The 26,180-nt window shown below is 61.0% G+C and carries 23 protein-coding genes; 15 read left to right on the top strand and 8 right to left on the bottom strand.

Features of this window, described 5'->3' with window-relative positions; translation table 11 throughout:
• The first annotated feature begins 34 nt into the window (after positions 1-34).
• The 12 genes from ACT6VE_RS20195 (at position 35) to ACT6VE_RS20140 (ending at position 14,648) form a co-directional block, all read left to right on the top strand.
• Positions 35-2,143 carry a heavy metal translocating P-type ATPase gene (locus tag ACT6VE_RS20195; RefSeq protein WP_080843326.1) on the top strand — a complete coding sequence of 703 codons (2,109 nt, stop codon included), beginning with the start codon at positions 35-37 and terminating at the stop codon, positions 2,141-2,143.
• Between the two features lie 5 nt (positions 2,144-2,148).
• Positions 2,149-3,171 (top strand): ribose-phosphate pyrophosphokinase, encoded by a 1,023-nt coding sequence (locus tag ACT6VE_RS20190; RefSeq protein ID WP_115672701.1) that lies wholly within the window; start codon positions 2,149-2,151, stop codon positions 3,169-3,171.
• Between the two features lie 51 nt (positions 3,172-3,222).
• Positions 3,223-5,592: a xylulose 5-phosphate 3-epimerase gene (locus ACT6VE_RS20185; RefSeq protein ID WP_080843325.1), complete on the top strand. Its 2,370-nt coding sequence runs from the start codon at positions 3,223-3,225 to the stop codon at positions 5,590-5,592.
• A gap of 7 nt (positions 5,593-5,599) precedes the next feature.
• On the top strand, positions 5,600-6,958 hold the full coding sequence (locus ACT6VE_RS20180; RefSeq protein WP_080843374.1) for an MBL fold metallo-hydrolase RNA specificity domain-containing protein: 1,359 nt from the start codon (positions 5,600-5,602) through the stop codon (positions 6,956-6,958).
• Complete coding sequence (locus ACT6VE_RS20175; RefSeq protein ID WP_444800254.1) at positions 6,955-8,487, top strand: thymidine phosphorylase family protein; 1,533 nt, start codon at positions 6,955-6,957, stop codon at positions 8,485-8,487. Before ACT6VE_RS20180 ends, ACT6VE_RS20175 begins: the two co-directional genes overlap by 4 nt.
• On the top strand, positions 8,484-9,008 hold the full coding sequence (locus ACT6VE_RS20170; protein ID WP_052114352.1) for a cytochrome b: 525 nt from the start codon (positions 8,484-8,486) through the stop codon (positions 9,006-9,008). The genes ACT6VE_RS20175 and ACT6VE_RS20170 overlap by 4 nt, the downstream gene beginning before the upstream one ends.
• A gap of 970 nt (positions 9,009-9,978) precedes the next feature.
• Positions 9,979-11,118, top strand: a complete 1,140-nt coding sequence (locus tag ACT6VE_RS20165; protein WP_225246839.1) for a YVTN family beta-propeller repeat protein — start codon at positions 9,979-9,981, stop codon at positions 11,116-11,118.
• 70 nt (positions 11,119-11,188) lie between these two features.
• Positions 11,189-11,590 (top strand): hypothetical protein, encoded by a 402-nt coding sequence (locus ACT6VE_RS20160; protein WP_115672697.1) that lies wholly within the window; start codon positions 11,189-11,191, stop codon positions 11,588-11,590.
• Positions 11,591-11,665: 75 nt separating this feature from the next.
• Positions 11,666-13,150 carry a multicopper oxidase family protein gene (locus ACT6VE_RS20155; RefSeq protein ID WP_037094843.1) on the top strand — a complete coding sequence of 495 codons (1,485 nt, stop codon included), beginning with the start codon at positions 11,666-11,668 and terminating at the stop codon, positions 13,148-13,150.
• Complete coding sequence (locus ACT6VE_RS20150) at positions 13,147-13,581, top strand: c-type cytochrome (RefSeq protein ID WP_077546207.1); 435 nt, start codon at positions 13,147-13,149, stop codon at positions 13,579-13,581. Before ACT6VE_RS20155 ends, ACT6VE_RS20150 begins: the two co-directional genes overlap by 4 nt.
• Positions 13,582-13,845: 264 nt before the next feature.
• Positions 13,846-14,154, top strand: a complete 309-nt coding sequence (locus ACT6VE_RS20145) for a c-type cytochrome (protein ID WP_444800253.1) — start codon at positions 13,846-13,848, stop codon at positions 14,152-14,154.
• A 125-nt stretch (positions 14,155-14,279) separates the two neighbouring features.
• Positions 14,280-14,648: a hypothetical protein gene (locus ACT6VE_RS20140; protein WP_052821447.1), complete on the top strand. Its 369-nt coding sequence runs from the start codon at positions 14,280-14,282 to the stop codon at positions 14,646-14,648.
• 38 nt (positions 14,649-14,686) lie between these two features.
• Here ACT6VE_RS20140 and ACT6VE_RS20135 read toward each other — a convergent pair whose 3' ends face one another.
• Positions 14,687-14,971 (bottom strand): copper-binding protein, encoded by a 285-nt coding sequence (locus ACT6VE_RS20135; protein WP_312360865.1) that lies wholly within the window; start codon positions 14,969-14,971, stop codon positions 14,687-14,689.
• A gap of 48 nt (positions 14,972-15,019) precedes the next feature.
• Entirely contained in the window at positions 15,020-15,601 is a 582-nt protein-coding gene (locus ACT6VE_RS20130; RefSeq protein WP_024897959.1) for a recombinase family protein, read from the bottom strand.
• Between the two features lie 165 nt (positions 15,602-15,766).
• Between ACT6VE_RS20130 and ACT6VE_RS20125 the strand changes: the two genes are divergently transcribed.
• The gene (locus ACT6VE_RS20125) at positions 15,767-18,733 is read left to right on the top strand and encodes a Tn3 family transposase (RefSeq protein WP_444800294.1); all 2,967 of its coding nucleotides are present in this window, start codon (positions 15,767-15,769) and stop codon (positions 18,731-18,733) included.
• On the opposite strand, the gene ACT6VE_RS20120 is transcribed toward ACT6VE_RS20125, so the two are convergent.
• Both ACT6VE_RS20120 and ACT6VE_RS20115 read right to left on the bottom strand, forming a co-directional pair.
• The gene (locus tag ACT6VE_RS20120) at positions 18,661-20,313 is read right to left on the bottom strand and encodes an ABC transporter substrate-binding protein (protein WP_444800252.1); all 1,653 of its coding nucleotides are present in this window, start codon (positions 20,311-20,313) and stop codon (positions 18,661-18,663) included. The genes ACT6VE_RS20125 and ACT6VE_RS20120 overlap by 73 nt on opposite strands.
• Positions 20,314-20,339: 26 nt before the next feature.
• Positions 20,340-21,557, bottom strand: a complete 1,218-nt coding sequence (locus ACT6VE_RS20115) for a trans-sulfuration enzyme family protein (protein ID WP_444800251.1) — start codon at positions 21,555-21,557, stop codon at positions 20,340-20,342.
• 110 nt (positions 21,558-21,667) lie between these two features.
• On the opposite strand from ACT6VE_RS20115, the gene ACT6VE_RS20110 reads away from it, so the two are divergent.
• Positions 21,668-22,549, top strand: coding sequence for a LysR substrate-binding domain-containing protein (locus ACT6VE_RS20110; RefSeq protein ID WP_444800250.1), 882 nt, complete (start codon positions 21,668-21,670; stop codon positions 22,547-22,549).
• A gap of 208 nt (positions 22,550-22,757) precedes the next feature.
• On the opposite strand, the gene ACT6VE_RS20105 is transcribed toward ACT6VE_RS20110, so the two are convergent.
• The 4 genes from ACT6VE_RS20105 to ACT6VE_RS20090 are packed head-to-tail and all read right to left on the bottom strand — an operon-like array spanning position 22,758 to position 25,493.
• Complete coding sequence (locus ACT6VE_RS20105) at positions 22,758-23,810, bottom strand: arsenic resistance protein (RefSeq protein ID WP_444800249.1); 1,053 nt, start codon at positions 23,808-23,810, stop codon at positions 22,758-22,760.
• Positions 23,807-24,517 (bottom strand): cytochrome c biogenesis CcdA family protein, encoded by a 711-nt coding sequence (locus ACT6VE_RS20100; RefSeq protein ID WP_444800248.1) that lies wholly within the window; start codon positions 24,515-24,517, stop codon positions 23,807-23,809. The genes ACT6VE_RS20105 and ACT6VE_RS20100 overlap by 4 nt, the downstream gene beginning before the upstream one ends.
• Positions 24,518-24,519: 2 nt before the next feature.
• Entirely contained in the window at positions 24,520-24,906 is a 387-nt protein-coding gene (locus tag ACT6VE_RS20095) for a thioredoxin family protein (RefSeq protein ID WP_444800293.1), read from the bottom strand.
• On the bottom strand, positions 24,906-25,493 hold the full coding sequence (locus ACT6VE_RS20090; RefSeq protein WP_444800247.1) for a hypothetical protein: 588 nt from the start codon (positions 25,491-25,493) through the stop codon (positions 24,906-24,908). The genes ACT6VE_RS20095 and ACT6VE_RS20090 overlap by 1 nt, the downstream gene beginning before the upstream one ends.
• A gap of 78 nt (positions 25,494-25,571) precedes the next feature.
• Here ACT6VE_RS20090 and ACT6VE_RS20085 point away from each other — a divergent pair, with 78 nt between their 5' ends.
• Entirely contained in the window at positions 25,572-26,021 is a 450-nt protein-coding gene (locus tag ACT6VE_RS20085) for a MerR family transcriptional regulator (protein WP_444800246.1), read from the top strand.
• The last annotated feature ends 159 nt before the right edge of the window (positions 26,022-26,180 follow it).

Below are 26,180 nucleotides of genomic sequence, written 5' to 3'. Positions count from 1 at the left end.
GTTATCGCCAATGGCCAGTGAAGGACAACATCGAATGAGCTCATCGCATAGCCAACACGGCAACCACCACGCACATCATCGGACGGCTGCCAACGGTCCGCACCACGACCACGCGGCCGCAAGCATCGTCTCGGCAGCCGGCTCAACCCATGCCGAACATACCGGGCACGGCGGACACGATCATGCGGAGATGGTCGCCGACTTTCGCCGCCGCTTCTGGGTTTCGCTCATTCTCACGCCGCCCGTCCTGCTTCTGTCTCCGATGATCCGCCATTGGCTCGGCCTGACCGAGCTATTGTCGTTTCCGGGCGACGGTCTCGTGCTCTTCGTCCTCTCGACCATCGCCTACGTCTATGGCGGCTGGCCGTTCCTGACCGGCTTCACCTCGGAGCTGCGCAAGGGCCAGCCCGGCATGATGACGCTGATCGCGCTCGCGATCTCGGCCGCCTATTTCTTCTCGGCGGCGGTCACCTTCGGGTTCCCCGGCGAAGCCTTCTATTGGGAATTGGTGACGCTCATCGCCATCATGCTGCTCGGCCACTGGGTGGAGATGCGTTCCGTCATGGGGGCTTCCCGCGCGCTGGAGGAACTGGTGCGCCTGCTTCCAGACAGCGCGACGCGGATCGATGCGGACGGCTCGACGCATGAAGTAGCGATCTCCGCCCTCCAGCCCGGCGACCGCGTCATCGTCCGGCCGGGCGCGAAGGTGCCGGTCGATGGCGAGATCATCGAGGGATCGTCCGCCTTCAACGAGGCGATGCTGACAGGCGAATCGCGGCCTGTTTCCAAGACCGTCGGCGCGCCAGCCATCGGCGGGGCGATCAACGGCGCCAATGCCGTGACGATCAAGGTGACGGCGACGGGGGACGCGACCTATCTGTCTCAGGTCATCGACCTCGTAAAGAAGGCGCAGGCGACCCGTTCCAAGACCCAGGACCTCGCCAACCGGGCAGCCGCCTGGCTCACCTATATCGCCCTCGTCGTCGGCTTCGGGACGCTTTTCGTCTGGTGGATCGTTCTCGGATCGCCCCTGGAGTTCGCTCTGGAGCGCATGGTGACGGTCATGGTCGTGGCCTGCCCGCATGCACTCGGCCTCGCCGTGCCCCTGGTGGTGGCCGTCAGCACATCGCTGAGCGCGAGCAACGGTCTGTTGATCCGCGACCGGGCCGCTTTCGAGCGCGCGCGCAATCTTGATGCAACGGTCTTCGACAAGACAGGGACGCTGACGGAAGGACGTTTCGGCGTCAGCGATATTGTCCTTCTGTCCGCTGGCGACGAAAGCCAGGAATTGGCGTTCGCCGCCGCAGCGGAGAGTCAGTCGGAACACCCAATTGCACATGGCATCGTCGCTGAAGCCAAGAAGCGCGGCATCGCGATCCCCAAGGCCACCGAGGTCAGCAATATCACCGGCGAAGGCATTACCGCCAAGGTTGACGGCGAGGAGCTTCGGATCGTCAGCCCCGGCCATCTCGCTCGGCAAGGCAGCCCGATCGATCATCCGAAGCTCAAGGAGCTGGAAGCAGACGGCAAGACGGTGGTTGTACTTGTCCGCGATGGCGCGCCGCGCGCGCTCTTCGCGCTTGCCGACATCGTGCGTAGCGAATCGAGAGAAGCCATCGCCGAACTGAATCGCCTTGGCATAAAGTCGGTGATGCTGACGGGCGATGCGAAGGGCGTTGCGGAATCGGTATCCAGGGAACTCGGCATCTCCGAATATTTCGCCGAGGTGCTTCCCGATCAGAAGTCGGACAAGATCAAGGAATTGCAATCGCGTGGCCTTTCGGTGGCGATGGTGGGCGATGGCGTCAACGATGCGCCAGCTCTTGTCCAGGCCGATCTCGGCGTCGCCATCGGCGCTGGTACGGATGTCGCCGTGGAATCCGCCGATGTGGTCCTCGTCAAAAGCGATCCGCGCGATGTGGCGGCCATTCTCGGTCTCTCGCGCGCGACCTACCGTAAGATGGTCCAGAATCTGATCTGGGCGACTGCCTACAATACCGTGGCGATCCCCATGGCCGCCGGCATCACCTTCGGGACCGGCTTCCTGATGACGCCGGCCGTAGCTGCGGTCTTCATGTCGGCCAGCACCATCATCGTCGCCATCAACGCGCAGTTCCTGCGCCGCTACCGCAGGAACGGATGACCCACATGGATACGACGAACCACGCTTCGAGCCATGTGATCCTTCCCCTTCCGGGAAACGACGCCTTTGCCCAGCGCCTCGCCAGCGAGGGCGGTTGGCCGCTCGGCAACCTCGAAACCCGGAATTTCCCCGACGGCGAAAGCTATCTCCGCATCCTGTGCGACGTGACCGACAAAGCGGTCATTTTGGTCAGCACCCTGTCTCACCCCGATGAAGGCTTTCTGCGGCTGGTCTTCGCCGCCGACGCCGTACGATCACTGGGCGCCAGAGAGGTAACGCTGATCGCCCCGTACCTCGCCTATATGCGGCAAGATCGGCGCTTTCGACCGGGCGAGGCGGTCACGTCCCGCACATTCGCAAGACTCGTATCGGCAACCTTCGATCGCCTGATTACCGTCGACCCGCACTTGCATCGCCATCCAACACTTTCGGCGATCTATTCCATTCCGACAGCGACGCTTCATGCGGCCCCGCTCCTTGCCGACTGGATAGGGTCGGAGGTCAAGGCCTCACTGCTTATCGGCCCTGATGAGGAAAGCGAGCAGTGGGTCTCGGCCATCGCGAAGCGCATCGATGCGCCACATGCGGTCCTGAGGAAAGTCCGACACGGCGATCGCGACGTCGAAATCGAACTTCCCGATCTCTCCGCCTGGCACGATCGTCAGCCTGTACTCGTGGATGACATCGCCTCATCAGGCCATACTCTTATCGAAGCGGCGAGGAAGTTGCGACTGCAAGGTCTGGCTCCGCCTGACGTCGCTGTCGTGCATGGCATCTTCGCGGGCGATTCGTATCAACAGCTTGCCCCGCTCTGCGGTCGCATCGTTTCGACCGACTCCGTTGTCCACGCCAGCAACCGTATTGAGCTTGCGCCGCTTATTGCCGCGCATCTCCGGACGGACACGGCGGCAGGGTCGGATCAAATCCGCCACCGCCGTCCTCCGGAGCCGCTCGATGCAGTGGAGCGCGCGGGCATCGACTCATTCCCCGCCAGCGATCCACCGCCATGGTTGGGGGGACATCGGTAGCGCTGTCGATAGATCGCACTCAACAAGCAGTCAAAAAAGGATCCCGAAAGCATGGCCGCAGCGACTCCCGAACTCTTCAAGGCATGGCGCGACGGCTATGGCCAGATCCGACATAGCGACGAAACCATCGAGCGCATTCAAACGCTGGCCATGTCGGGACGGATCGAACCTGATCGGCTCTACCGACTGCTCGCAGCGGCCGACCGCCTGACCTCGGCTGCCATGTGGACCATCGTCCACATGACCTATGCGAGGCGTGTCGATTTGTCCGGCGCTCCTCTGCCAGCCGACGCCTTCAAAACCGTTCCGGAGGGCCATACCGGCGGTTCGCTCAACATGGCCCCGGCTTTCGTCGGCTATCTGGTTGCCAACGCGATTTCGGCAACAACCCGATCGTGGCTTATGGGTCAGGGGCATTGCGTGGCGGCGATCGATGCAGTCAACGCGCTGACAGGCGACGTTTCGCAAGCTCAGCTCGGGCGCTATGATCGCAGCGAGAAAGGGCTGTCTCAACTCGCAGCCGATTTCTACTCCTACGCTATCGACGCGAGCGGCCGGCCGGGCGTGCCGATCGGCAGCCACGCCGGCCCAACCACCGCCGGTGCGATCTCGGAGGGCGGCTATCTCGGGTTCTCGGAAGTGCAGTACGTCCATGCGCCACTGACAGGCGAAAGCCTCGTCGCCTTTCTCAGCGATGGCGCGTTTGAGGAACAGCGCGGATCGGACTGGACGCCGCGCTGGTGGCGCTCGGAGGATTCCGGCTTCGTTGTTCCAGTGATGATCATGAACGGCCGCCGTATCGAGGAACGCGTCCAGATCGCGCAGCAAGGCGGGGCAGATTGGTTTGCCGATCATCTCAGCCTCAACGGATTCGCGCCGATGAGGATCGATGGCCGGGACCCCGCCGCCTTCGCTTGGGCCATCCTCTCAGCGGAAGAGCAGCTCACGCGCTTCGCGACCGATCCCAGCCGCCGCTATCCCGCACCCATTCCCTATGTCATCGCCGAGACTGTCAAAGGATTCGGCTTCCCCGGAGCGGGCACAAATGCCGCGCACAATCTTCCTCTGACGGGCAACCCGTCGCGAGACGAAGCGGCGCGTCAAGCCTTCAACGACGCTGCAAGGGCTCTATTCGTGCCGCCGGGCGACATTGATGACGCCGTGTCCGAGATTGCCATTCATGAGAGGCAGGGCCGCGTTCCCGAAAGCAAGCATCCTCTGGCATCCCGTAATCCCGCAGCGCCGCACCTGCCCGAACCTGACTGGTCCCAGGAAGGTTACCCCTCCGACTGCGCCATGCATGCAATAGATCGCTGGTTTGTCCGGGTCGTCGATGCCAATCCCGGCCTTCGTCCGCGGGTCGGCAATCCCGATGAACTCCGCTCGAACCATATGGGCGCAACGCTCGACAGGCTTCGCCACCGCGTAAACCAGTCGGAGCCTGGCGTTGCCGATGCCGTCGACGGCGCGGTTATCACGGCCCTGAATGAGGAAGCCGTGGCCGGTGCGGCGCTCGCCAACAAGGGCGGCATCAATCTGATCGTCAGTTACGAAGCCTTCGCGATGAAGATGCTAGGCGGCCTGCGCCAGGAGATCATCTTCTCCCGCCACCAACGGGAAGCGGGCAAAACGCCGGGCTGGATCTCCGTGCCGCTCGTCGTCACATCGCACACCTGGGAGAACGCAAAGAACGAACAGTCACACCAGGATCCGACGATTGGCGAGGCCCTGTTGGGCGAGATGTCGGATACGTCCCGCGTGCTGTTTCCCGTCGATGCGAACAGCGCTGCCGCGGCGCTGCGGTCGGTCTATCGCGGGCGCGGCCAAGTAGCTTGCCTTATCGTGTCCAAGCGCGACATGCCTCACCGTCTCGACGCCGAGGCGGCCGAGCGCTTCGTCAACATAGGTGCGGCTCATATCGACGGCGACCCGGATGGAGCGGCACTCCAGCTCGTCACGATCGGCGCCTATCAACTCGAAGAAGCTCTCAAGGCCGCCCACCGGCTGAAAGCGCATGGTCGACGGGTCGTCGTCACGGCGATTTCGGAGCCTGGACGCTTTCGGGCGCCGCGCGATCCGCTCGAGGCCGAATTCACAGCGCGCGATGACCAGCTTGCAAGCCTTTTCCCACCCGATCTGCCCCGCCTTATCGTCACTCACACCCGCCCAGAACCGATGGTCGGCCTGCTTCGACGGCTAGACGGCGGCCCGAAACGGACCGCGGCGCATGGATATATCAGTCGTGGCGGCACGCTGGATGTTTCCGGCATGCTTTTCGCCAACCGCTGCTCATGGGCGCACCTTGTCGACGCATCCGCACGGCTCTCGGACTGGTCGCGCGATGAACTGCTCACCCTGGCCGAACGCAACGCAATCGATGGATGTGGCGCTCCTGCCGATCTGTCCAAAGCACAAGATTGAGGGCAACATGCTCACACTAACTTCGCTTGGCGGTGCGGGAACCGTCACCGGCTCGAAACATCTCCTCACCAATGGCGACAAGCGCATCCTGATCGATTGCGGCCTGTTCCAGGGCCTGAAGAACCTGCGCGAACTCAACTGGGCAGCACTTCCGGTTACGCCATCGAGCATCGACGCCGTCGTCCTGACGCATGCCCACCTCGACCATTCCGGCTATTTGCCCAAGCTCGTTCGAGATGGCTTCCGCGGCCGAATCTACTCTACCGAGGCGACGCGCGACGTTGCCGAGCTGATCCTGAAGGACAGCGGCCACCTCCAGGAAAAGGATGCCGAATACGCCAATCGAAAGGGCTTTTCGAAGCACAAGCCTGCGCTTGCGCTCTACGGCATCCGCGACGCCGAGCACTCCCTCGAATTCTTCTCGCCCGAACCTTTCGACAAGCCCATTCACCTTCCAGGCAATGCGACACTGACCTTCCGCCATGCCGGGCATATCTTGGGCGCGGCTATCGCGGAAATCGAATGGGCAGGGCGTCGAGTCGCTTTCTCGGGCGATCTCGGCCGCTACGATGACCCCGTTCTTCCCGACCCCACGGCTGTCGAAAACGCCGACTACGTCGTAATCGAGTCGACCTACGGAAATCGCATCCACGATCAGGTCGATCCCACAGAGGCTTTGGGAAGCGTCATTGAGCGCACGACCGCCAGGGGCGGAACCGTTGTGATCCCCGCCTTCGCGGTTGGGCGAGCCCAATCACTTCTCTACCATCTCTGGAAGCTGAGAATGAATGGCCGTCTCGGAAAGATTCCCATCTATCTCGACAGCCCCATGGCGATCGACGCAACGGATTTGCTGCATGCGCATCGTTCCGATCACCGGCTGAGCCCGCAGGAATGCAATGCGATTTGCTCGATCGCCACCTACACGCGCGACGTTGAGGGTTCCAAGGCGATCACCGCAAGCGCCTACCCGAAGATCGTTATTTCGGCGAGCGGCATGGCCACCGGTGGACGGGTCCTGCACCATCTCAAGGCGTTTGCCCCCGACAGCCGCAACACCATTCTCTTCTCGGGTTTTCAGGCAGCCGGAACGCGGGGCCGCGCTATGATGCAGGGCTCCCGCGAGATCAAAATCCATGGCCAGTGGATCCCGGTTCGGGCAGAGGTCGCGGACCTGTCCATGCTGTCGGCGCATGCCGACGCAAACGAGCTGATGCGCTGGCTGTCCGGCTTCCGTCGGCCGCCGTCCCGCGTGTTCATCGTGCATGGTGAAGACGATGCCTCCGAAGCGCTGCGCGTGCGGATCGACCGCGAGCTTGGATGGAACGCAGTCGTCTCACGCCAGAATCAGGCTTTCGACCTATGACGATCAACAACGTCGAACCCGAGGTTCCTTCTCAGCCGACGCTACGCGTGCGGCGCCTGCGGCTGCACACTCAGCACCAGGCCGTGGTGGTGATGCGCACCGATTGCCATGTCTGCCGCTCGGAGGGTCTGTCCGCGCGCACCCAGGTCCTCGTCTCGATCGGCGCGAGACAGGTACAGGCAACGCTCTTTCAGGTCGAAGGAGATGCATTGCTCGCTCAGGATGAAGTCGGTCTTTCTGAAACAGCCTGGCAGATCCTCGGCGTTAGCGAGAATGACGATGTGACGGTGACCCATCCTCCGGCCGTGGAGTCTCTGACGAGCGTGCGCCGTCGCATATATGGCAATCGCCTCGACGCGCACGCCTTTGCCGAAATCGTGAGCGACGTGGTCGCAGGCCGCTATACCGAGGTCCATCTCGCCGCCTTTCTGACCGCCAGTGCCGCGCTTCCTCTCGACGAGAGCGAGACTGTTGACCTCACGCGCGCCATGGTCGATGTCGGCGACCGGATGAGCTGGAATGCTCCGATCGTTGTGGACAAGCACTGTGTCGGCGGGTTGCCGGGCAATCGAACCACGCCGATCGTCGTCGCGATCGTGGCCGCCAATGGCCTTGTCATGCCGAAGACGTCTTCGCGCGCGATTACCTCGCCAGCCGGCACCGCCGACACAATGGAAACGCTTGCCCCTGTCGACCTCAGCATCGAAACCCTTCGACGCGTCGTGGAAGCAGAAGGCGGATGCATCGCCTGGGGCGGGGCGGTGCATCTCAGCCCCGCCGACGACATTTTCGTCCGGATCGAACGCGAACTCGACGTGGATACCGAGGGACAGCTTGTCGCTTCCGTCCTTTCAAAAAAAATCGCCGCTGGCTCGACGCATGTGGTTATCGACATCCCGGTTGGGGCAACCGCCAAGGTGCGCAGCGAAGCGGCCGCCGATCAGCTCGCCAGTCGCCTCAACGCCGTCGCTGCCCGTTTCGATCTGGCCCTGACCTGCGTCCAGACCGACGGTTCGCAACCCGTCGGGCGCGGCATCGGCCCAGGTCTAGAAGCCTTCGACGTCCTGGCGGTTCTTCAAAACGCGCCGGATGCGCCGGACGATCTGCGACGCCGCGCGATCCTGTTGGCGGGCGCCGCGCTTGAGATCGGTGGAAAGGCCGCAAAGGGGAAAGGTGAAGCGCTTGCGTTGGCGACCTTGGTCGACGGTCGTGCCTGGTCGAAGTTCATGGCGATCTGCGAGGCGCAAGGCGGACTTCGTGAGCCACCGAAGGCCGCACAGGTTCATCCGTTGATCGCGTCGCGCGCCGGCCGCGTCGTCCATATCAACAATCGCAAAATCGCCCGACTCGCCAAGCTCGCCGGAGCGCCGGAGTCGAAGGCGGCAGGCGTCCAAATGGCCGTCCGCCTCGGCGACGAGATCGCCAGCGGCCAGCCGCTTTTGCACGTTCACGCCGAGACGGCTGGTGAACTTGGCTACGCACTGGACTATGCCGCGCATGCAGGCGACCTTTTCGAGGTCGAAAGTTGACGTGGCGGCTGTCCATTTGGATACGCCGGCACCGTTCGGCCGGCGCATTCTCGATCTACCAGCGCTTGATGCACTGGATGGTCCTTATCCTGTGTATCATCCAGGTCCCCACGGCCTGGGCGATCCAACGCACGCACATGGCGCACCTTTTCTTGAAACCTAAACCCTTCGACCTTTTCCTGCATCAGGTTCACGCCTGGAGCGGATGGCTGATTATGGCGCTGGCGCTCAGTCAACTTATTCTGCGCTTCACATATGGCCGACCACCTCCGATCCAGGGCATGTCGGTGCTTGAGCGCATGATCGCAGGGGTCACTCATGCGGTGCTCTACGGCCTATTGCTCGCACTGCCGATCACAGGCACGATCGCTATGTACGTGACGTTCCGCATCGCTTCCCTGCACAGCCTGCTGAGCTGGATGCTTCTGGTCGTTGCGACCACTCACGCCCTCGCTGCTCTGTGGCATCACTTCTGGCGTCGCGACGACGTGCTGCGGCGAATGATCAGGAACACGAAATAGCGCGCCGGACAGTCAGCCCACGGGTAAATTCTATCTAGTCGAGCGCGCTTCTCCGCGCGAGCAGCACACTCATTTGCGGAGATTGGCGCGCAGGTCGTTTCGGTGAGCGGCCTCGCAAGCATTGATCCCTACGTGTTTGATGCAGCGCAAAGTGATCATTCTGGATCTGCGCTAGATTTGCCCCCAGTTTCTACATTCAAGCAAACCGAAGGATGAGCCGTGGTGGCCGCCGGCGTGACAATGGTCAAGGCGTTCAGAAGGTCGCATAATTGGGCGACCGCCTTGCGGCGCGGGTTTATCCTTTTCCTCGCCATCGCGTTCGGGCTTACGGCGTTTCTCACAGATGGCGGGCATCAAGCGCGTGCTGCTTCAAGGGAGGGCATCCCGGCGCTCATGACTCAAGCTGGGGATTGTGCCGACCTCCTCGTGCGCATGCCCTGCGACAACGATACCCAACGCGGCGCCGAGCACCCGTGCGACAGCGGTCACTGCCTGTCGAGCCTCGGGTGCTTCCTCTGCGCTCCGCTGAACACGGCCTGGAGCTGGCGCACGTTGAACGGCGAGACAGTCTCGCCGGCTGCATCGCCCGTGCCCTCATCCGCGGAGTTGCGTCGTCAGAAGCGACCTCCGCGATCCATCTTGGTCATCTGAGCACCTTCGGCCTGTTCTGTCCGTGTGCTCCAGCCGACCCGAGGACTGGCACAATGCCTTAGTCTTCCGACCGTGCGCGTCCCAGGCCGCCCAACGATACGGCCGAGGAGACGAGCCGTTCTGCGTGACGCCGACGTGACATAGCCTCCAATCGTCGGCTGCCGGCGAGCCAGAAAGGGCCATGCACGGACCTTGCCGAAATCGGTAGGCAGCGGCACGCGAGGAAGTCTTCGGTATCCGCACGCCGGGCCACTTTTCAAACTCACCTCAAGATGTGCTCGAGCAGCCCGCAAGGCTGCGAGCCGAGGAGCTGAATACCATGTTAAAGACCCACTCGACCCGTTCGATTTCCATCACCGCGGCAGTCCTGACAGCAACCGCGATTCGCAGACGTGCGGCCATGCTGGCCTTCGCGACGGCATCGGCCCTGGTGCTTGCTATTCCGTTCGCCGCCACCGTCCGAGCGGAGCCTGCTGCAACCGGCTTCGTCTATACGGCCGATGAATTTGGCAACACCGTTAGCCGCATCGACCTTACCACGGAAAAGATCGACATCGTTCCGGTCCCGATCACGCCCCACAACGTGCAGTTCGTATCGGGAAAAGATTTGGTGCTGGCGGTGGGCCTGCCGGTCGCCGGCAAAGCTGAAGACGCTCATGCGTCCAATGGGGCTGGCCATGGCGGCGACGGACATGGTGATGCCGCTGTCGCAGGCCAATTGATCGTCCTCGACGCGGCCGATATTTCCTCCGGCGTGAAGGCGTCGATCCCCGTGGGTGGGCATCCTGCGCATGTGATCGCAGACGCGCAAGGCAATCGCGCCTACGTCTCGAATTCCGAAGACGACAGCTTGTCGGTCGTTGATCTTGCCAAGGGCGAGGTCGTCGCCACGGTCGGCACCGGCGACTACCCCCACGGCCTGCGGATGAGCCCGGATGGAAGCGCCATCTATGTCGCGAATGTCCAGGACGGTACTGTTTCGGTTATCGACACAACGGCGCTTTCGGAAGTTGCCAGGATCAAGGTAGGCGTTGCGCCCGTCCAGGTCGGCTTCACACCTGACGGAAAGCGGGTCTATGTCTCGCTGCGCGATGAAAACAAGGTCGCCGTTATCGACACGCAGTCGCGCGAGGTGATCGCACGCATCAATGTCGGCCGTTCGCCCATCCAGGTTTACGCCACGCCTGATGGCCGGCTGGTTTACGTCGCGAACCAGGGAACCGAAACGGAGCCGGATGAGACGGTCTCGGTTATCGATGTCGTAGGCGGGAATGTCGTGAAGACCATCCAGACGGACAAGGGCGCTCACGGCGTGACGGTCGTTGCCGACGGAGCCTTTGTCTTCGTCACCAACATCGTGGCCGGGACCGTTTCCCAGATCGACGTCGGCAGCCAGTCCGTGGTCAAGACATATGCTGTCGGCAAGGGACCGAACGGCGTCACCTATCAGGCGCAGTGATGCAACGTCGGGGCGGCGCTTCGCCGCCCCGCACGACCTAAGCCTCAAACCTAGGAGCAGGACGGCCGGCATGCAGGCTTCATCAATGGACAAAGGGTCGGCGAGGCTCTATTCTTTGCCCATGCTTCGCGCGTTGCTTATCATTGTTACAACCATCTCGCTTGCCGCTGCTTCTTTTGCCGTTCAAGCACACGAGACCCGCATGTCCGGGATGTTGGAACGCGCCGCGCTGACGCAGCACATGGAGCAAGCCTCTTCTTCGATGGCCGCTTGCAGCGAAGGGAAATCCTGCAAAGCAGATGCCGGATTGTGCGCCTTCGCCTGCGCCGGAATATCGGCCTGGCTTCCGGTTGTGCGTACTTCGGCAAAGCAAATCAGCTCGCGGCAAAAATATCCCTTCCCGCCGGATGCCGTCTTCGTTGCGGCAGCTCCCGGCCGGAATGATCGCCCTCCTATATCGCGCCTCCTCTGAGCCTGCGGCGGGGCTGATCCCGCTGCGATCCATTTGGACCTTTCAGGCGGGACAGATCGTCCCGAGGTGACGAATATGACGACCTTTTCACGACGCGGCTTCCTCGCCGCCAGCGCAGCCATGCTTGCTGCATCCCATTTCCCCATCAGGGCCTACGGCCAGGACGCGGCTGCGATCCGCCTGGCCGCCACCAGCCGCACGCTCGATATAGACAATCGACCGGCCACCGTTTTCGGACTTGCTGGTCCCAACGGGCAGGGGCTGCTCCTCGATCCGGGCGAGCGATTTCGGGTGGATCTGACCAACGATCTCGCCGAGTCCACGATCATTCATTGGCACGGCCAGATTCCCCCGAACGCTCAGGACGGCGTCCCGGATATGCCGCAGCCGCTTCTTCAGCCCAGTGAAACGCGCAGCTTCGATTTCGCGCCCCAGCCCGGAACGCACTGGATGCACAGCCATGTGCCGATCCAGGAAATGCGATTGCTCGCCGCGCCGCTGATCGTCCGGAGGGCAGAAGACCTATCCGCCGATCGGCAGGAAGTCGTCCTGTTCCTGCACGACTTCGCGTTCAAGACACCGGAAGAAGTGCTGGAAGAGATCACCAGCGCAAGCGCTGATGGACATGGCGCTGCCGGCATGTCACGCGCGATGCAAGGCATGAACCATGGCGGCATGCCTGGAATGAACCAGGGCGAGGCCGGGGGAATGGGCTCGATGGCCATGGATATGGGTAACATGGCGATGGATCTCAACGACTACGACTGGGATGCCTATCTCGCCAATGACCGAACCCTGTCCGATCCCGATGTCGTTCAGGTCGAACGCGGCGGCCGGGTTCGCCTCCGTGTCATCAACGCAGCCGCAGCCACCGTTTTCTGGATCGACACGGGCGAAGCACAAGCCCGGCTCGTCGCCGTCGACGGGCATGAGGTCCAGCCGGTCGCGGGTTCGCGGTTCGGGCTGGCCATGGGGCAGCGTCTCGACCTGGAGATCGACCTTCCAAATGAGACCCGCGCATGGCCGATTCTGGCGCTCAGGGAGGGCGAACGTGAAAGGACCGGCATTATTCTCGCCCCCGCGGGCGCCACGATCGACAGGATCGATTCCCTTTCAGCGAATGACGCCCCGGCCTTCGACACGGACTTGTCTCAGGAGTCACGGCTGGTCGCTGTCGACACGCTTGCCGCCCGTCCGGTGGATCGAAGCCACATGATCATGCTCGGCGGCTCGATGCAGCCCTATGTCTGGACCATCGACGGAGCAACATGGGGCAAGCATCGGCCGGTTGCCGCAACGAGCGGCGATCGGGTGGAACTGATGTTCCACAATATGTCGATGATGGGGCACCCGATGCATCTGCATGGGCATGCATTCCAGGTTGTTGGCATCAACAGGCGACGCTTCGAAGGTGCGCGCCGCGATACCGTGTACATACCGCCGATGTCGATGGTCACTGTTGCCCTTGATGCCGGCGAGGCCGCGAGCTGGATGTTGCATTGCCATCATATGCCGCATCTGGCCACCGGGATGATGACCGAGTTCAGGATCGCTGCATGAAACCGCTCTGGATCGCGGTCGCCGCAACTCTCCTGGCGGCGGCCGGTGCGATCTTGGTCGGAAAGGGACGGTCCGGTCAGGAGGCGAGCGATCGCATCGCCCTTGGCCGGGCAGTCTATCTAGCGAACTGTGCGAGCTGTCACGGCACGAAACTCGAAGGCCAGCCCGACTGGCGCAGCCCGGGCACGAGCGGCCGCCTTCCGGCGCCGCCGCATGACGAGACCGGTCACACCTGGCATCATTCGGACAGGCAGCTCCTCGCAATCATCACCGATGGGACCGCCGCGGTGGTTGGCGGTGGCTACGAGAGTGACATGCCCGGCTTTCGGGAGGCTCTGACCTCCGCCGAGATCGAGGCTGTCCTCGACTACATCAAGAGTACCTGGCCGCAGCGAGAGGCAGACTACCAACGCCGCATCTCGAACGGCTGACACGCCGGAGGCCACGAAAACAATTTCGTGGCCCCACATCGCCATCGCGCGCCGCCCCACCACCACATTCATGCCGACGGGTTCGGCAGTTGATGGCGGCAGAGAGGGTGTTCGGCGGCCTAAAGACATAAGGATTCACAAATGAACAAGAGAAACGTCTTCGCTCTGCTCGTCGCCGCGGCAGCGGTTGCGGGCTTTGCGCTTTGGAATCGAACCGGATCGGAAGACGAAGCCAGAAGAGGAGTATCGGGCCAGGGGACGGCATTGTCGGTTGTCGTGCCTTCGTCATTGTCCGACACCGCAAAGATGGGAGAACGAGCTTTCAACGCCGTCTGTGCAGCGTGCCACGGCAAGAACGCGGCCGGAACCGATGCCGGCCCGCCGCTCATCCATCGGATATACGAACCTTCTCACCACGGAGACTACGCCTTTGAAATGGCCGTCGCCAACGGCGTGCGCGCGCATCACTGGAAATTCGGAAACATGCCTCCTCAGCCGGGTCTGACGAGGGCCGACGTCGCTACGATCGTGGCCTATGTGCGCGAGCTTCAGCGGGCGAACGGCATCAATTGAGGAGCATTGGCGGCGAGATACCCTGCCAGACCTGTCGAGGCGGGTTTGAGGAAATCGGGCGGCTGCGAGTGGAGTTGTGGTGTGATAGAATGAGGCGGCCAAGTCGCCTATGGGAGGGGTGTGCAATGCGAACTGGCATAACATGCGCATTTGTCGTTCTGGCTTTGCTGGTGTCGGCGTCAAATGCCCAAGAGGATCAGCCGTTTCATACGTCTTATTTCGCGGATGAAACGACCATCAGCCTGTCCGTGACCGTCGCGGCAACCTCTCTTGACCCGGAATATAATTTCGATGTGCAAGTCGCGCTCACAGAGCGCGGACCCGAGGGTCAGATCAGATTCATCGACCACAGCGCCCACCTTGCAAAGGTACGATGCGCCGCGCCGAAGGCCGTCATGATCGGCCAATCAGAGTTTATGCTGTCGGATTCGCCCGAGCCGGGGGATTGGAAGCAGGATCTCTGGCGCACCTTCTGCCTCCTGCCGGTCTCATGAGGAACGGGGCCGCGCTGCATCCAGCGCGGCCCTGTGCTTCACTTGACCTGGGTGACAGTCAGCTTTCCGTTGACGCGCTCGGCAACGAACTGGACCTTTGCGCCGACCTTGAGCTTTTCCAGCATCGCGTCATCAGCGACCTGGAATACCATCGTCATGGCCGGCATCTCGAGGTTCTTCAGCTCTTCATGGATGAGCGTGACCTTCTTCGCCTTCTCGTCCAGCTTCTTGACCGTGCCGCTGGTGAATTCCTGCGCGAAGGCGGCGGTGCCGAAGGCGAAGGCGACGGCGCCGGCGAGTGTGATTCTTGTGATAGGCGTCACGACACGAAAGTGGAGAATCTGTCCGACTTTTAAGAACGTATCCGGAATTCAGGTTGGTTTAACCGTGGATGTCGTTGCTTTTTCGGCCCTGAGAGCTTCGTAGAGGGCGGTTTTCCCGATTTTCACGCGGGCGGCGGCTTCCCGGACGTTCAAACCGGCCGCCAGATGCTGGCGGGCTTTGGCAAGTTTCTCCGGGGTTACGACGACTTGTCGGCCACCGCGTCGGCCGCGTTCCTCTGCGGCTTGCAGACCGGCACGTGTTCGTTCCCGGATCAGATCGCGCTCGAACTGTGCCAGCGCGCCGAACAGGTGGAATACCAGGCGACCGCCGGATGTCGTGGTGTCGATGTTTTCGGTGATGGATCGGAAGCCGACGCCTTTGGCCTCCAGTTCGGTGATGATCTCGATAAGGTGCTTCATCGACCGGCCGAGGCGGTCGAGCTTCCAGACTGTGAGCGTATCGCCGTCGCGAACGTAGCGGATCGCCTCAGCCAATCCGGGCCGGTCAGTCTTCACGCCGGATGCCTTATCCTCGAACAGCCTTTCACAACCTGCTTTGCGCAAAGCGTCGAGTTGCAGGGCGGTGTCCTGCTCGCCGGTGGAGACCCTTGCATAGCCGATAGAGGTCATGAGACGTGGTTTGTCCGTTTTTCCGTTGAATTCGGACATTGTCCGATTTGCCGTTTCATGACAAGGTTTGCGGACAAAACTTGTGGATGCCGCGAAACGTTCGTTTGTCGGACACGCATTTTCCGGTTCGCTGCACTCTCCGCAACGAAACGGGAAGATCAGAGAATGGCGCGAAGAGCACTACTGAGCGAGGCATGGTGGCAACAGGCGACGATCATCCCGGATGACGAAAGGGAGATCGCCAAACATTACACGCTGGATCGATCGGATCTCGACCTGATCATGCGACAGAACAAGACCTCGAATAGGCTGGGCCTCGCCTGTGTTCTGGCCACGCTACGATATCCGGGCCGACCGCTTGCGGATGGCGAGGTCCTGCCGGCTGGCGTCTTACGATTTCTGGCGCGGCAGATCGGCGTCGATCAACATGAGATCGATCGTTATTTCGAGCGCCCGCAGACGCGGCGCGAGCATCTGGCCCTGCTTTTCGACAGAATGAAGATGCGTCCGTTTGTGCCTTCGGACGTGCGGGCACTCACAGGCTGGCTGACACCTGCCGCGCAAACCCTGCGCCAGGCCGATGTATTGGCGGATATGGTGGTGGAAGAACTACGACGCAGGAGAATCCTCTTGCCAGCGCGGCCGGCGCTCGAAGCCATCATTCATGTGGCGATCAGGCGCGGCATTCGTATTGCTCATCGGGCCTTGGCCGGCGGGATCTCAGAAGGCCAAAAGCTCGATCTGGACAAGCTTCTCGATCCGCGTGAGGGGACAAGCGTGACCATCCTTGCCTGGGCGAGAACACCGGCATTGTCGCCAGCCGCCGTCAACCTCGACAGAATTGCCGAGCGCATTCGCTTTCTCCGGTCTCTGAACCTGCCGACGACGTTGATGGATCGCATTCCGGCCAAGGTCTTTGACGAATTTGCTGCAGAGGGGACGCGAATAAGCGCGCAGCATCTGCGCGACCTTAACACCGAACGCCGACATGCTGTCCTGGCTGCGACAGTGCTCCACCTTTCCCGCCATCTCACCGATTGCGCGATCGACATGTTCAAGAAACTCATGGGCATCCTGACGCGGCGAGCCAATAACCAGGCGGCTGCTCGCGTCACCCGATCCGTTCGGGAAGTGCAGAAGCCGTTGAAGGACGTTTCGAAAGTCTGCCATGCGATCATCGAGGCCAGAGAGAAGGGTGAGGACATGGCCAAAGCGCTTGATCGGGTCATCCAATGGCCAGCTTTTACAACCAGTGTCCAGGCGGTCGATACGCTGATCGCGCCGGATGTTATCGACGGTAAAATCGAAATGCTCCAGCGCTATCCGACGATCAGGAAACTGGCGCCACAGTTTCTCTCCACGCTCGTGTTCCGCGGTCACGCCGTGGCGGCGAACCTCTTGCGGGCGCTATCCGTGGTCGCGGGTCTATATCGTACGGGCAAAAGGACCATACCCGACAAGGCACCGATCTCCTTTGCGCCGAAGGGCTGGATGCCTCTCATACTCCAAGATGGAAAGATTGATCGCAGGGCTTATGAGCTTTGCCTGTTCAGCGAATTGAAGCGCCGGCTCGATGCGGGCGATGTCTGGGTGGAAGGAGCCAAACGCTTCCAGTCTTTCGAAAGCTTTCTCATTCCCACGCCGACATTCGAGCTGATGCGTGAGGAAGGACCGCTTCCAATCGCTGTTGATACCGATGTCGAGACGTATCTTCGCCAGCAGCGCCAGCTCCTGAACGATGGACTGGCTGACCTCTCCCGTCTGGCCGCAGCCGGCGAGCTCGACGATGTAGAACTGACCGGGGCGGGGTTTAGCGTCACGCCGCACAAGGCTATGTTTCCGGACATCGCCAAGTCGCTGAAGCTAAAGGTGGAAAGCCGTCTGCCTGCGATCCGCATCACTGACCTTTTGCTTGAGGTTGACGACCGAACGGAATTTTCGAACGCCTTTACCCATCTGCGCAGCGGTCGGACGGCCGACAACAAGCTTGCGCTCCTCACCGCCATCCTGGCGGACGGCATCAATCTCGGTCTCACGAGAATGGCGGACGTTTCCCCCGGCATTACGATGCGCCAACTCGCCTGGGCGCACGATTGGCATATTCGCGAGGAAGGTTACACGGCGGCGCACGCCATTCTCGTCAACGCCCAGAGGCAATTGCCTCTGGCAAGCTTGTGGGGCGATGGAACAACGTCATCCTCCGATGGCCAGTATTTTCCGGCGGGCGGACACGCCAAGGCGATCGGCGACCTCAACGCCCGCTATGGTCCCAACCCCGGCGCCAAGTTCTACCGGTTCACCTCTGACCAGTACGGCGCTTTCTACATCATCGCCATGAATGCCAATGCGAGCGAAGCCATCTATGTCCTCGACGGACTGCTCTATCATGGCACCGATCTCGCCATCGAAACCCACTATGTCGATACCGGCGGGGTAAGCGATATGAGCTTCGCCCTTTGCCATCTCGTTGGTTTCCAGATTGTGCCCCGGCTGCGCGGTCTCAAGGATCGCAAGCTCTATCTCTTCCCGGGCGACACGCCTCCCGAAAACCTTGCATCGCTCGTTGGCGAGCCCATCAACGTCGAGCGGATCAAGGCAAACTGGAACGACATCCTGCGGCTGGTCACGACGATCCGTTCCGGGCAGGTTCGGCCTTCGACCCTGTTGGCAAAGCTGTCCGCATTCCCACGCCAGAACGGACTGGCGTTGGCGCTACGCGATCTCGGTCGCATCAATCGGTCCATCTTTCTGCCCCAGTGGTGGCAGAACCCCGAAATGCGCAGGAACGCGACGGCCGGCCTCAACAAGAGCGAATCCCAGAACACCTTGGCCCGTGCGCTGTTCTTCAACCGGCTCGGAGAACTGCGAGACAGGACCTTCGAGAGTCAGTTCTACCGGGCGTCCGGGCTGAACCTGCTGATCAATGCCATCGTCTACTGGAACACTCTCTATCTCGAACCGGCCTTCGCCGAACTCAACCGGGAGGGTATCGCCACGCCGCCCGACCTAGTCAAACACATCACCCCGCTCGGGTGGCAACACATCAGTCTCACTGGCGATTACATCTGGACCTCGACGGAAAGCCTCGATCTCAGGCCGCTACGGCGCGAAACATCCATCCTCGCAGCGTGATCACCATACGTTCTCAAAAGTCGGACAGATTCAACACTTTCGTGTCGTGACGCCGTGCTGTGCGCCCAGATGCTGGGAACGTAGAGCAGCGGTGCGATGGCGGCATTGTCGTGAAGCCAGTCATAGACTTTCTGCAAGGACGATTGCATGTCCGCCTCGGATGCCGACATGGCCGCCGTCACCAACGGATCGAGATTGTCCGCATCCATGAAGAGCTTGCCGTCGACGCCGTTGTCATAGGTGGACAGGAACATGCCGACCACGCTGCCGAAGGGATCGTAGGGCGCATCATAGGTGAGGAAGAAAGCCAGATCGTATTTGCGCGCCGGGATGTCGCTGTGGCGAGAAGCATGGTCCACGGACCGGATGGAAAGGTCGATGCCGATATCGCGCAATTCCGATTGCAACACTTCGGCGACCGACCGCGACCCAGGGATCTGCTCCTCGCTGACGATGATTTCCATGGCCAGGGAAACGCCGTCCTTTGTGCGAATGCCGTCGCCGGTCCAGCCCGCCTTTTCCAACAGGTCGCGCGCCGCCTGCGGATCGATTGTCGGCACGTCGTAACGGGTGCCGGACATTGGTACGCCGGTCGCAAACAGGTTTGCGGCCACCTCCGCATAGCCTCGATACAGGACTTGCGAAATTGCCGCACGATCGATGCCCACATTGATCGCCTTGCGGACCAAAGGATCCTTGAGTGCAGCGACGTGGTCGGGGTTGAAGCCGAGGACCAACGTCGTGGTGCCGGGCTTGATCGCCACATCAACGCCTGCGCTCTTCAGCGTCTGGGCCTCGGTCGCGGTCAGCGGAGAAACATAGGCGCCGCCGATCAGATCGATATCACCAGCGCGCAAAGCAGCCATCCGGTTGCGGGAATCGGGCAGTACTTTCAGCTCGAGCGTCGCAAAGCCCGGCTTTTCGCCCCAGTAGGCATCGAAGCGTTCGAATACGCTGCCGGATTCCGAGGCGTTCGTCTGTTTCCACGGGCCAGTGCCGACGGGCGCGACATAAGTGCCGTCCGCCGCGACCGATTTGGGGCTGAGAAATCTGACGGGTCTGATATAGGTCAACTCCTGCAGTAACCCGAGCGGAGGCTCGCTGAAATGCAGCGTGACGTGATGGTCATCGACAACCTCGAGCGACTTGTAGAGGCGCGAGGAGTTCATCCAATTGGTAGAATCCAGCCCGATCCATTGCTCGAAGTTCCATTTCACAGCGGATGCGTCGAACGGCGTGCCATCCTGGAATACCACATTCTCGCGCAGGGTGAGCTTCAACGTCTTTCCGCCGTCTTCCACCGACCAAGCCGATGCAAGGCACGGCAGGATTTCGCCACCGGGGCCGTAGTTCATCAGCGGTTCGAACATCAGGTCCTGCGCGGCCCAAAGTCCGGCGAACTTGTGCGGGTTGAGATCGCCAGCGGGTTTGGTGATTGCGACACGCAGCGTGCCGCCGGCTCCGCCTGACGTCTGTGCCCAGGCAGATTTTGTCAAGGCGAGGCCGAGAGCGCCCGAGGCGCCGAGCAGGAAGGAACGACGTTTCATCGTGAGTGACTGGGCGAGCGAGTGGTTTTCCATCTTTATTCCCCTTTTTGTTGATTGGATTATTTCTGTTGAAGGCGGACCCAATTCTGGTCGTCAGCCCGATCCGTACCTGCCGCTTGAGCAATGCAGGTGAGAAACGCCGCGACGTCGGTCTGAAGATCGGACAGGGCCTCGAGCCCAATGCTGATGCGCAAGACGAGGTCTGCACCCGCCCATGGACGTGCAGTCCGGAAGCGCTTGACCGGCATTGGCGCCATCAGGCTCCGTGTTCCGCCCCAGGATGCACCGATAGCAAAGGTGTTCAGGACATCGAGAGCGTCTGCGACATGCGGCGTGGCTTCGGGTGTGAAGATCACGCTGAAGACCGCGCTGGAACCGGAGAAATCCCGTTTCCAGAGGTGATGTCCTGGGCATTCCGGGCGGGGAGGGAACAACACGGACCCGACCAACCGACTTTGCGCGAACTGATCGCAAATGACGGACGCGGCCTGCGAGGCATGCTTCAGGCGAACGCCCATGGTTTCCATGCCTCGCAGCACCATGGATGCGTCGTCCGGCGAAACGCCTATGCCGTATCTGCCGAGCGTTGCCTTGATGGCGCCGACAAGGTCCTCGCTGGCGACGGTGATCGATCCCATGAGAACATCGGAATGGCCGGAAAAATATTTCGTCAGGGCTTCCGCAACGATGTCTGCACCGTGCTCAAGCGGCTTGAAATTCAGCGGCGTCGCCCAGGTGTTGTCGCAGCCGACCAAAGCCCCTGAGCGATGGGCAATGGCCGCAATGGCAGGAATATCCTGCAGCTCCATCGTCGTGGACCCGGGGGATTCGCACCAGACGATGCGCGTGCGCTCGTCCATACGGGCCTCAAGGTCCGACAGCGATGTCGGATCGTAATATTCGACCTCGATCCCGAATTTCGTCAGATCGCGATCGGCAAAATCGCGCACCGGCGGATAGGCGGTGTCGGCGATCAGGATCTTGTCGCCGGCCTTGACCAGGGGAAGGATGGCAAGGCTGCAGGCCGCCTGTCCCGACGGTACCAAGAACGTTCGCAAACCGCCTTCGAGTGCGGTGATCTTTGCCTCGAGAGTGCGTGTCGTGGGTGTGCCATAGAGACCGTATGTGTAGCCATCATCGCCCCTGTCACCGCGGGTGGCATAGGCCTCTGCACTCTCGAAAACGATGGTCGAAGCGCGGTGTACACCGACGCCCAGGCTATCGAAGCCGTCCAGCTTCACCTTGGGTGTGACAACGCATTGTGTAAGGTCGTTCATGGACTGTTTCCTCGCTGTGTTGCCGATTAGATCACAGCGAGTTATATTCCGTCCAATATCATGATTCAGATCGACTATTCTTTCAGGTTATACCAGCTGCGGGCAAAAGCATGAATTTAAGGCAGATCGAGGTGTTCCATGCCGTCGTGACCACCGGCACAGCTTCGCGAGCCGCCGAGCTTTTAAGGATCTCCCAGCCAGCCGTTAGCAAAGCTGTCATGGAACTTGAGCGGCAAGTCGGATTCGAGTTGTTTGACAGGCGGTCCGGACGCATGTTGCCGACCGTTGAGGCCCGGCTTTTCTTCCGCGAGGTCGAGGGCGCTTTTTCGGGGCTGACGCATCTGAAGGCGGCAGCAGCGCGCATTCGCGATTTTGGCTCCGGCGAAATCCGCATTGCAAGCCTGTCGGCTCTCAGCACAAATATAATGCCGAAGGCATTGCGAAACTTCCAGAAACGGCACCCCGATGTTGCCATCACTTTTCAGGCGCGCATGTCGTCCATGGTCAAGGATCTTGTTGCCTCGGGGCAGTTCGATGTCGGCATCGCCGCCGACGAAATCGATCTGGCCGGCGTGGAGTCTGCGCCGTTTGCCGACTATCGGGTCGCCATCGCGATGCCAGTGGGCCATCCTCTTGAAGAAAAGAGCGTCATCCGACCGGAAGATCTCCACGGACAGGACTTCGTGGCTCTCGCACCCGAGGACACGACAAGGCGCCAGGCGGATCAGATTTTCTCTGAGCACGGCGTGCTGCCAAAAATCGTGCTGGAGACGCCCTATTCAACGACCATTTGCGCAATGGTGGACGCGGGTCTGGGCTGCGGGATGGTGAATCCCCTGACGGCCGAACCGTATTTGGGAAGGGGCCTTACGCTTCGACCGTTTGAACCTGCCATTCATTTCCGCACGTTGCTACTGCTACCACCAGACAGCAAGCCCTCGCGTGTCGTCAGCGATTTTATCGAAGAGTTGATGAAACTACGAAACCTTTAATCCGCGGACCTCATCGCCAGAGAAACGGCAGTATTAAACAAAAATATTCTAGCCTACATGCAGGGGCATCAATCCCGAGCCCAATCCGGGGTAAAAGGTTCGATTGCGTTCAACGCGTGAGATGGAAAATGCGGCCGGATCCGCAAATCATTCCGCCCTATTCAGTTCGCCACACTCTGTACATGTTTCCTCCTCGCAAACGATATCGCTAAATCGATGAGGGAGCCGTTATGGGGCCGAACTTCGGCGCCAAACGAATATATGCAAGTTCGCTGACGAGCTCGATCAAGGTTTGGGTAACTATGATTGCCGGTAGAACTGGCACGGCACCTGGAACCGCCAATGCGAGCGGCAGAACCACCAGGGAGTTGCGTGTGCCGGCGCTGAACGCGACGGCCCGCCCAGCCGGTGCATCGAGGCGGAACAGTCTGCTTGTAACCCACCCCGCTAACGGTGCAACGATCGCATAAGCGACAAATATCGGCAGCACCCGGAACGTGTCATCGAGCGCCGGCCCTATCTGCGGCACCACCGCGGCCACCACGACGAACAGAACGAGCGCGGTCGCTGGAACAGGTACAAGTCCGAGAACCGACGAGACACGCGCTCCAAATCTGCTTCTGCTGGCCAACCACTGCACGACGATCGCGAGGACGAGCGGGACGGCAATCAGCCAGAAGAACGCATGCACAAACGGCCCCACCTCGATGAGCGCTCCGGCTTCAGGCCCGAGGAACAGCCCCAGATAGATCGGGAGAAGCAGCATCTGCACAATCAGGAGCGTCGGCGTCGCTGCCAGCAGGAGACGGGCGTCGGCGCGGCCAAGATGCGAGAACGTGACGACATAGTCGATGCATGGCGCGAGCAGCACCAGCAGCACGCCGAGCCGAACCATCGGATCGGGCGGCAGAAACTGCACGAGTATCCACACAAGAACGGGCACCACCGCGAAGTTCGTCAAGAGTAGGACGCCGAGAAAGCGAAATCGCGACAATGCGACCCGCAACTCTGCAAGCGGGACTTGGAGAAAGGTCACGAACAGCATCAACGCCAACACGGGGTTGATACCGATCTCCAACGCGGTAGTCCCGGACAAACAGAGCGCTGCAAAGACGCCGAGGGCTGCGGCTCCGAAATAGATACGGACCTGATGATTTTCGAGGTTTTCGCGGATGTCGGTCAATTGAAAACTTTCACTTGTCATTTCGGCGCGACGAAGGGTCTGCGGACCGACTTCGATGGAAGCCCCTCGATGGGTCATATTTGCGTGGTGAGTCCTAATAGCCAATTTGGCATGGCGTTTTCCAGTGCCGTTTGAATCGTCCTGTCTATCCCCGTAAGCGTCATGGCGCCGGCGAGGATCAACAAGGCTCCCAAGCAAATCTTCAGGCCCTTTGCCGATTTTGTCATACGCCCCCGCCAATTCAGAAGCGCCTCGCGCGATAGAAATCCCAGAAGAAGGAGTGGCGACGCCGCTCCTGCGCCAAACGCCAGCATAGTCAGGCTGACCACCACAAGGTTCTCGCCACGGGCGGCCATGACAGATGCCGCGCCGAGCGTTGGTCCGACGCATGGCGTCCACACCGCACCCAGTAACAGTCCGACGCTGAACTGCCCTCCGATGCCGGACGTGGACATTCCACGGAAGTGGTTCTGCGTCCAGTCGCTCAGCGGTCCAGCAGCCGTGGCGAACTTTGCCTGAAGTGATGGCGTAACCAGTACCGCTCCGACCACGATCAAAAGAATAGCGGAAGCCGTCCTGAAAAGCGTCATGTCTAGGCCGATTGAAAATCCGATGGTCGCCACGAATATTCCGATCGCCGTAAAGGAAACCGCGACGCCGCCGGCCAGCGCCATCGGCGCGGCTCTATGCTCTGCCGCAGCACCTGCCATGACGACAGGCACCAGCGGCAGCACGCAAGGTGACAGGATCGATAGCAATCCCGCTATGAAGGCTAGCGACACCATGGTCAGAGGGCCTGGCGCAGGAACGCTTCGATCTCGGCGGGATCGCTGACGCCCACGCTTCTGTCGATCTCCTTGCCGTTTTTGAAGAGTACCATCGTGCTCTGCGTTTGAACCCTGAGCCTTTGAAGGACGTCCTTCTGGCTGTCGAAGTCGATGTCGAACTTCTTCATGCTTGCGAAGTCGTCATTTCCCACAAGATTTGCGACAACCGGCTTCTGTGCCTGGCAGACTTCGCACCAAGGTGCGGTCACATGAACGAGCACTGGTACGCCGGCAGCCGAAGCCTCGGCAAATCCAGGTGCGATTTCGTCTGCAGCAAGCAAAGAAGGTGCTGTCGGCACGGCAAAAAGAAGGGCGGAAGCGGTAAAGAGGAATAGTCGGCGGTTCATCACGCGGTCTCCAGACTCGGGGATTTGGACATCGGAGCGGATTGGGCAAAGAGCGTATCTGCAGCGTTGCGGGCAGCTTCCGGAGCGGTGATCGTCAGGTGCAAACCGTCGGCGTCCTCTTTGAGATCGAAGTTGAGAAAAGCGCAGCATTCCCTCTCCTTGCGAACGAGGTCGCGCAATTCGGACAGCGCTTCGGGAGCGTATGTGAGTGCGTTTGATAGCGGCTCCCGTGACACCTGCGTCAGGTGGCGATGCGCAAGGGCAGCCATCTGCTCGGTCCTCGTCTTGAAGTCGCCACTGTCCAGCGGGCAGGCGATAGGCATGTCGATTTTATCCTGTATGGAGCACGGCCCGCAGCCGCACGCGGCGTCGGCGGACGACGCAAGATTGCGCCCGCCAGCGACAGTGCTGCGGCGGGAGAGGAAGTAGATGCTTCCCAACGGCAAGAGCGCCATGAGAGCCAGTGGAGCCCAATAAGCGGTGACCCCGAGAACTGCTCCCGCTCCGACGAGCGAAAGCAAGGGAGTTGCGCAACACGCGGCGCAGGCCACCAGGCCGACGCCCGCAAGTTTGGTCGTGTTGTTCATTTTTTACTTTCTCCTTGAAACGTGAATGTTCAAACCGTACTCCTTCAAGTAACTTGAAGGGCAAGGAGCAAAATCGCCATGAACGTTCACAACCCCGTGTTCACCATCGGCGCACTGTCCAAGGCGTCTGGCGTGACCGCACCGACGATCCGATTCTACGAAGAGATTGGTCTGATACCGAAGGCGCGGCGGTCTGCGGCGGGTCAGCGGTATTACGACGAGCCGGACCTCTCGCGGCTGACCTTCATCAAACAGTGCCGTGACTTCGGTTTCAGTATCGAGCAGGTGCGAGTGCTGCTCGACCTTTCGATCAGCCGGGACAGAGATTGCATCGAGACGCGCGATATTGCGCAGGCACATTTGGACGAAGTCAGGAACAAGCTGGTTGAGTTGAGATCGCTGGAGACGCAGCTCACGATGTTTGTGAGGCAATGCACAGACGCCTGCGCGGGTGGTCCAGGAAGCGAGTGCGTCATCTTCAAGGACATGGCCAACTCCCAGCCAGGCTCATGCTGCGGCGGCCTTTAGGTTATCTGCATGCCAAATTTTCGCGGCGACGGGATGGGCGGCGACCCAGCCGTATCCTATGATTTCGTCGCTATCAGCGGAGAGGGTATAGGGGCGCCTTGTCAAGCTGACAGGCCGAAATCACAGACGCAAGGTGGTCATACTTCTGCGAAGCGCGTC

This window comes from Shinella sp. (assembly GCF_052438155.1).
Taxonomy (GTDB): Bacteria; Pseudomonadota; Alphaproteobacteria; order Rhizobiales; family Rhizobiaceae; genus Shinella.
This window is presented reverse-complemented; position numbering and strand designations above follow the sequence as displayed.

Bases quoted from the DNA above. Each gene is read 5' to 3' on its own strand.
- ACT6VE_RS20195 (WP_080843326.1), top strand. From the start codon at position 35: ATGAGCTCATCGCATAGCCAACACGGCAACCACCACGCACATCATCGG.
- ACT6VE_RS20190 (WP_115672701.1), top strand. From the start codon at position 2,149: ATGGATACGACGAACCACGCTTCGAGCCATGTGATCCTTCCCCTTCCG.
- ACT6VE_RS20185 (WP_080843325.1), top strand. From the start codon at position 3,223: ATGGCCGCAGCGACTCCCGAACTCTTCAAGGCATGGCGCGACGGCTAT.
- ACT6VE_RS20180 (WP_080843374.1), top strand. From the start codon at position 5,600: ATGCTCACACTAACTTCGCTTGGCGGTGCGGGAACCGTCACCGGCTCG.
- ACT6VE_RS20175 (WP_444800254.1), top strand. From the start codon at position 6,955: ATGACGATCAACAACGTCGAACCCGAGGTTCCTTCTCAGCCGACGCTA.
- ACT6VE_RS20165 (WP_225246839.1), top strand. From the start codon at position 9,979: ATGTTAAAGACCCACTCGACCCGTTCGATTTCCATCACCGCGGCAGTC.
- ACT6VE_RS20160 (WP_115672697.1), top strand. From the start codon at position 11,189: ATGCAGGCTTCATCAATGGACAAAGGGTCGGCGAGGCTCTATTCTTTG.
- ACT6VE_RS20155 (WP_037094843.1), top strand. From the start codon at position 11,666: ATGACGACCTTTTCACGACGCGGCTTCCTCGCCGCCAGCGCAGCCATG.
- ACT6VE_RS20150 (WP_077546207.1), top strand. From the start codon at position 13,147: ATGAAACCGCTCTGGATCGCGGTCGCCGCAACTCTCCTGGCGGCGGCC.
- ACT6VE_RS20140 (WP_052821447.1), top strand. From the start codon at position 14,280: ATGCGAACTGGCATAACATGCGCATTTGTCGTTCTGGCTTTGCTGGTG.
- ACT6VE_RS20130 (WP_024897959.1), bottom strand. From the start codon at position 15,601: ATGACCTCTATCGGCTATGCAAGGGTCTCCACCGGCGAGCAGGACACC.
- ACT6VE_RS20125 (WP_444800294.1), top strand. From the start codon at position 15,767: ATGGCGCGAAGAGCACTACTGAGCGAGGCATGGTGGCAACAGGCGACG.
- ACT6VE_RS20120 (WP_444800252.1), bottom strand. From the start codon at position 20,313: ATGGAAAACCACTCGCTCGCCCAGTCACTCACGATGAAACGTCGTTCC.
- ACT6VE_RS20115 (WP_444800251.1), bottom strand. From the start codon at position 21,557: ATGAACGACCTTACACAATGCGTTGTCACACCCAAGGTGAAGCTGGAC.
- ACT6VE_RS20110 (WP_444800250.1), top strand. From the start codon at position 21,668: ATGAATTTAAGGCAGATCGAGGTGTTCCATGCCGTCGTGACCACCGGC.
- ACT6VE_RS20105 (WP_444800249.1), bottom strand. From the start codon at position 23,810: ATGACCCATCGAGGGGCTTCCATCGAAGTCGGTCCGCAGACCCTTCGT.
- ACT6VE_RS20100 (WP_444800248.1), bottom strand. From the start codon at position 24,517: ATGGTGTCGCTAGCCTTCATAGCGGGATTGCTATCGATCCTGTCACCT.
- ACT6VE_RS20095 (WP_444800293.1), bottom strand. From the start codon at position 24,906: ATGAACCGCCGACTATTCCTCTTTACCGCTTCCGCCCTTCTTTTTGCC.
- ACT6VE_RS20090 (WP_444800247.1), bottom strand. From the start codon at position 25,493: ATGAACAACACGACCAAACTTGCGGGCGTCGGCCTGGTGGCCTGCGCC.
- ACT6VE_RS20085 (WP_444800246.1), top strand. From the start codon at position 25,572: ATGAACGTTCACAACCCCGTGTTCACCATCGGCGCACTGTCCAAGGCG.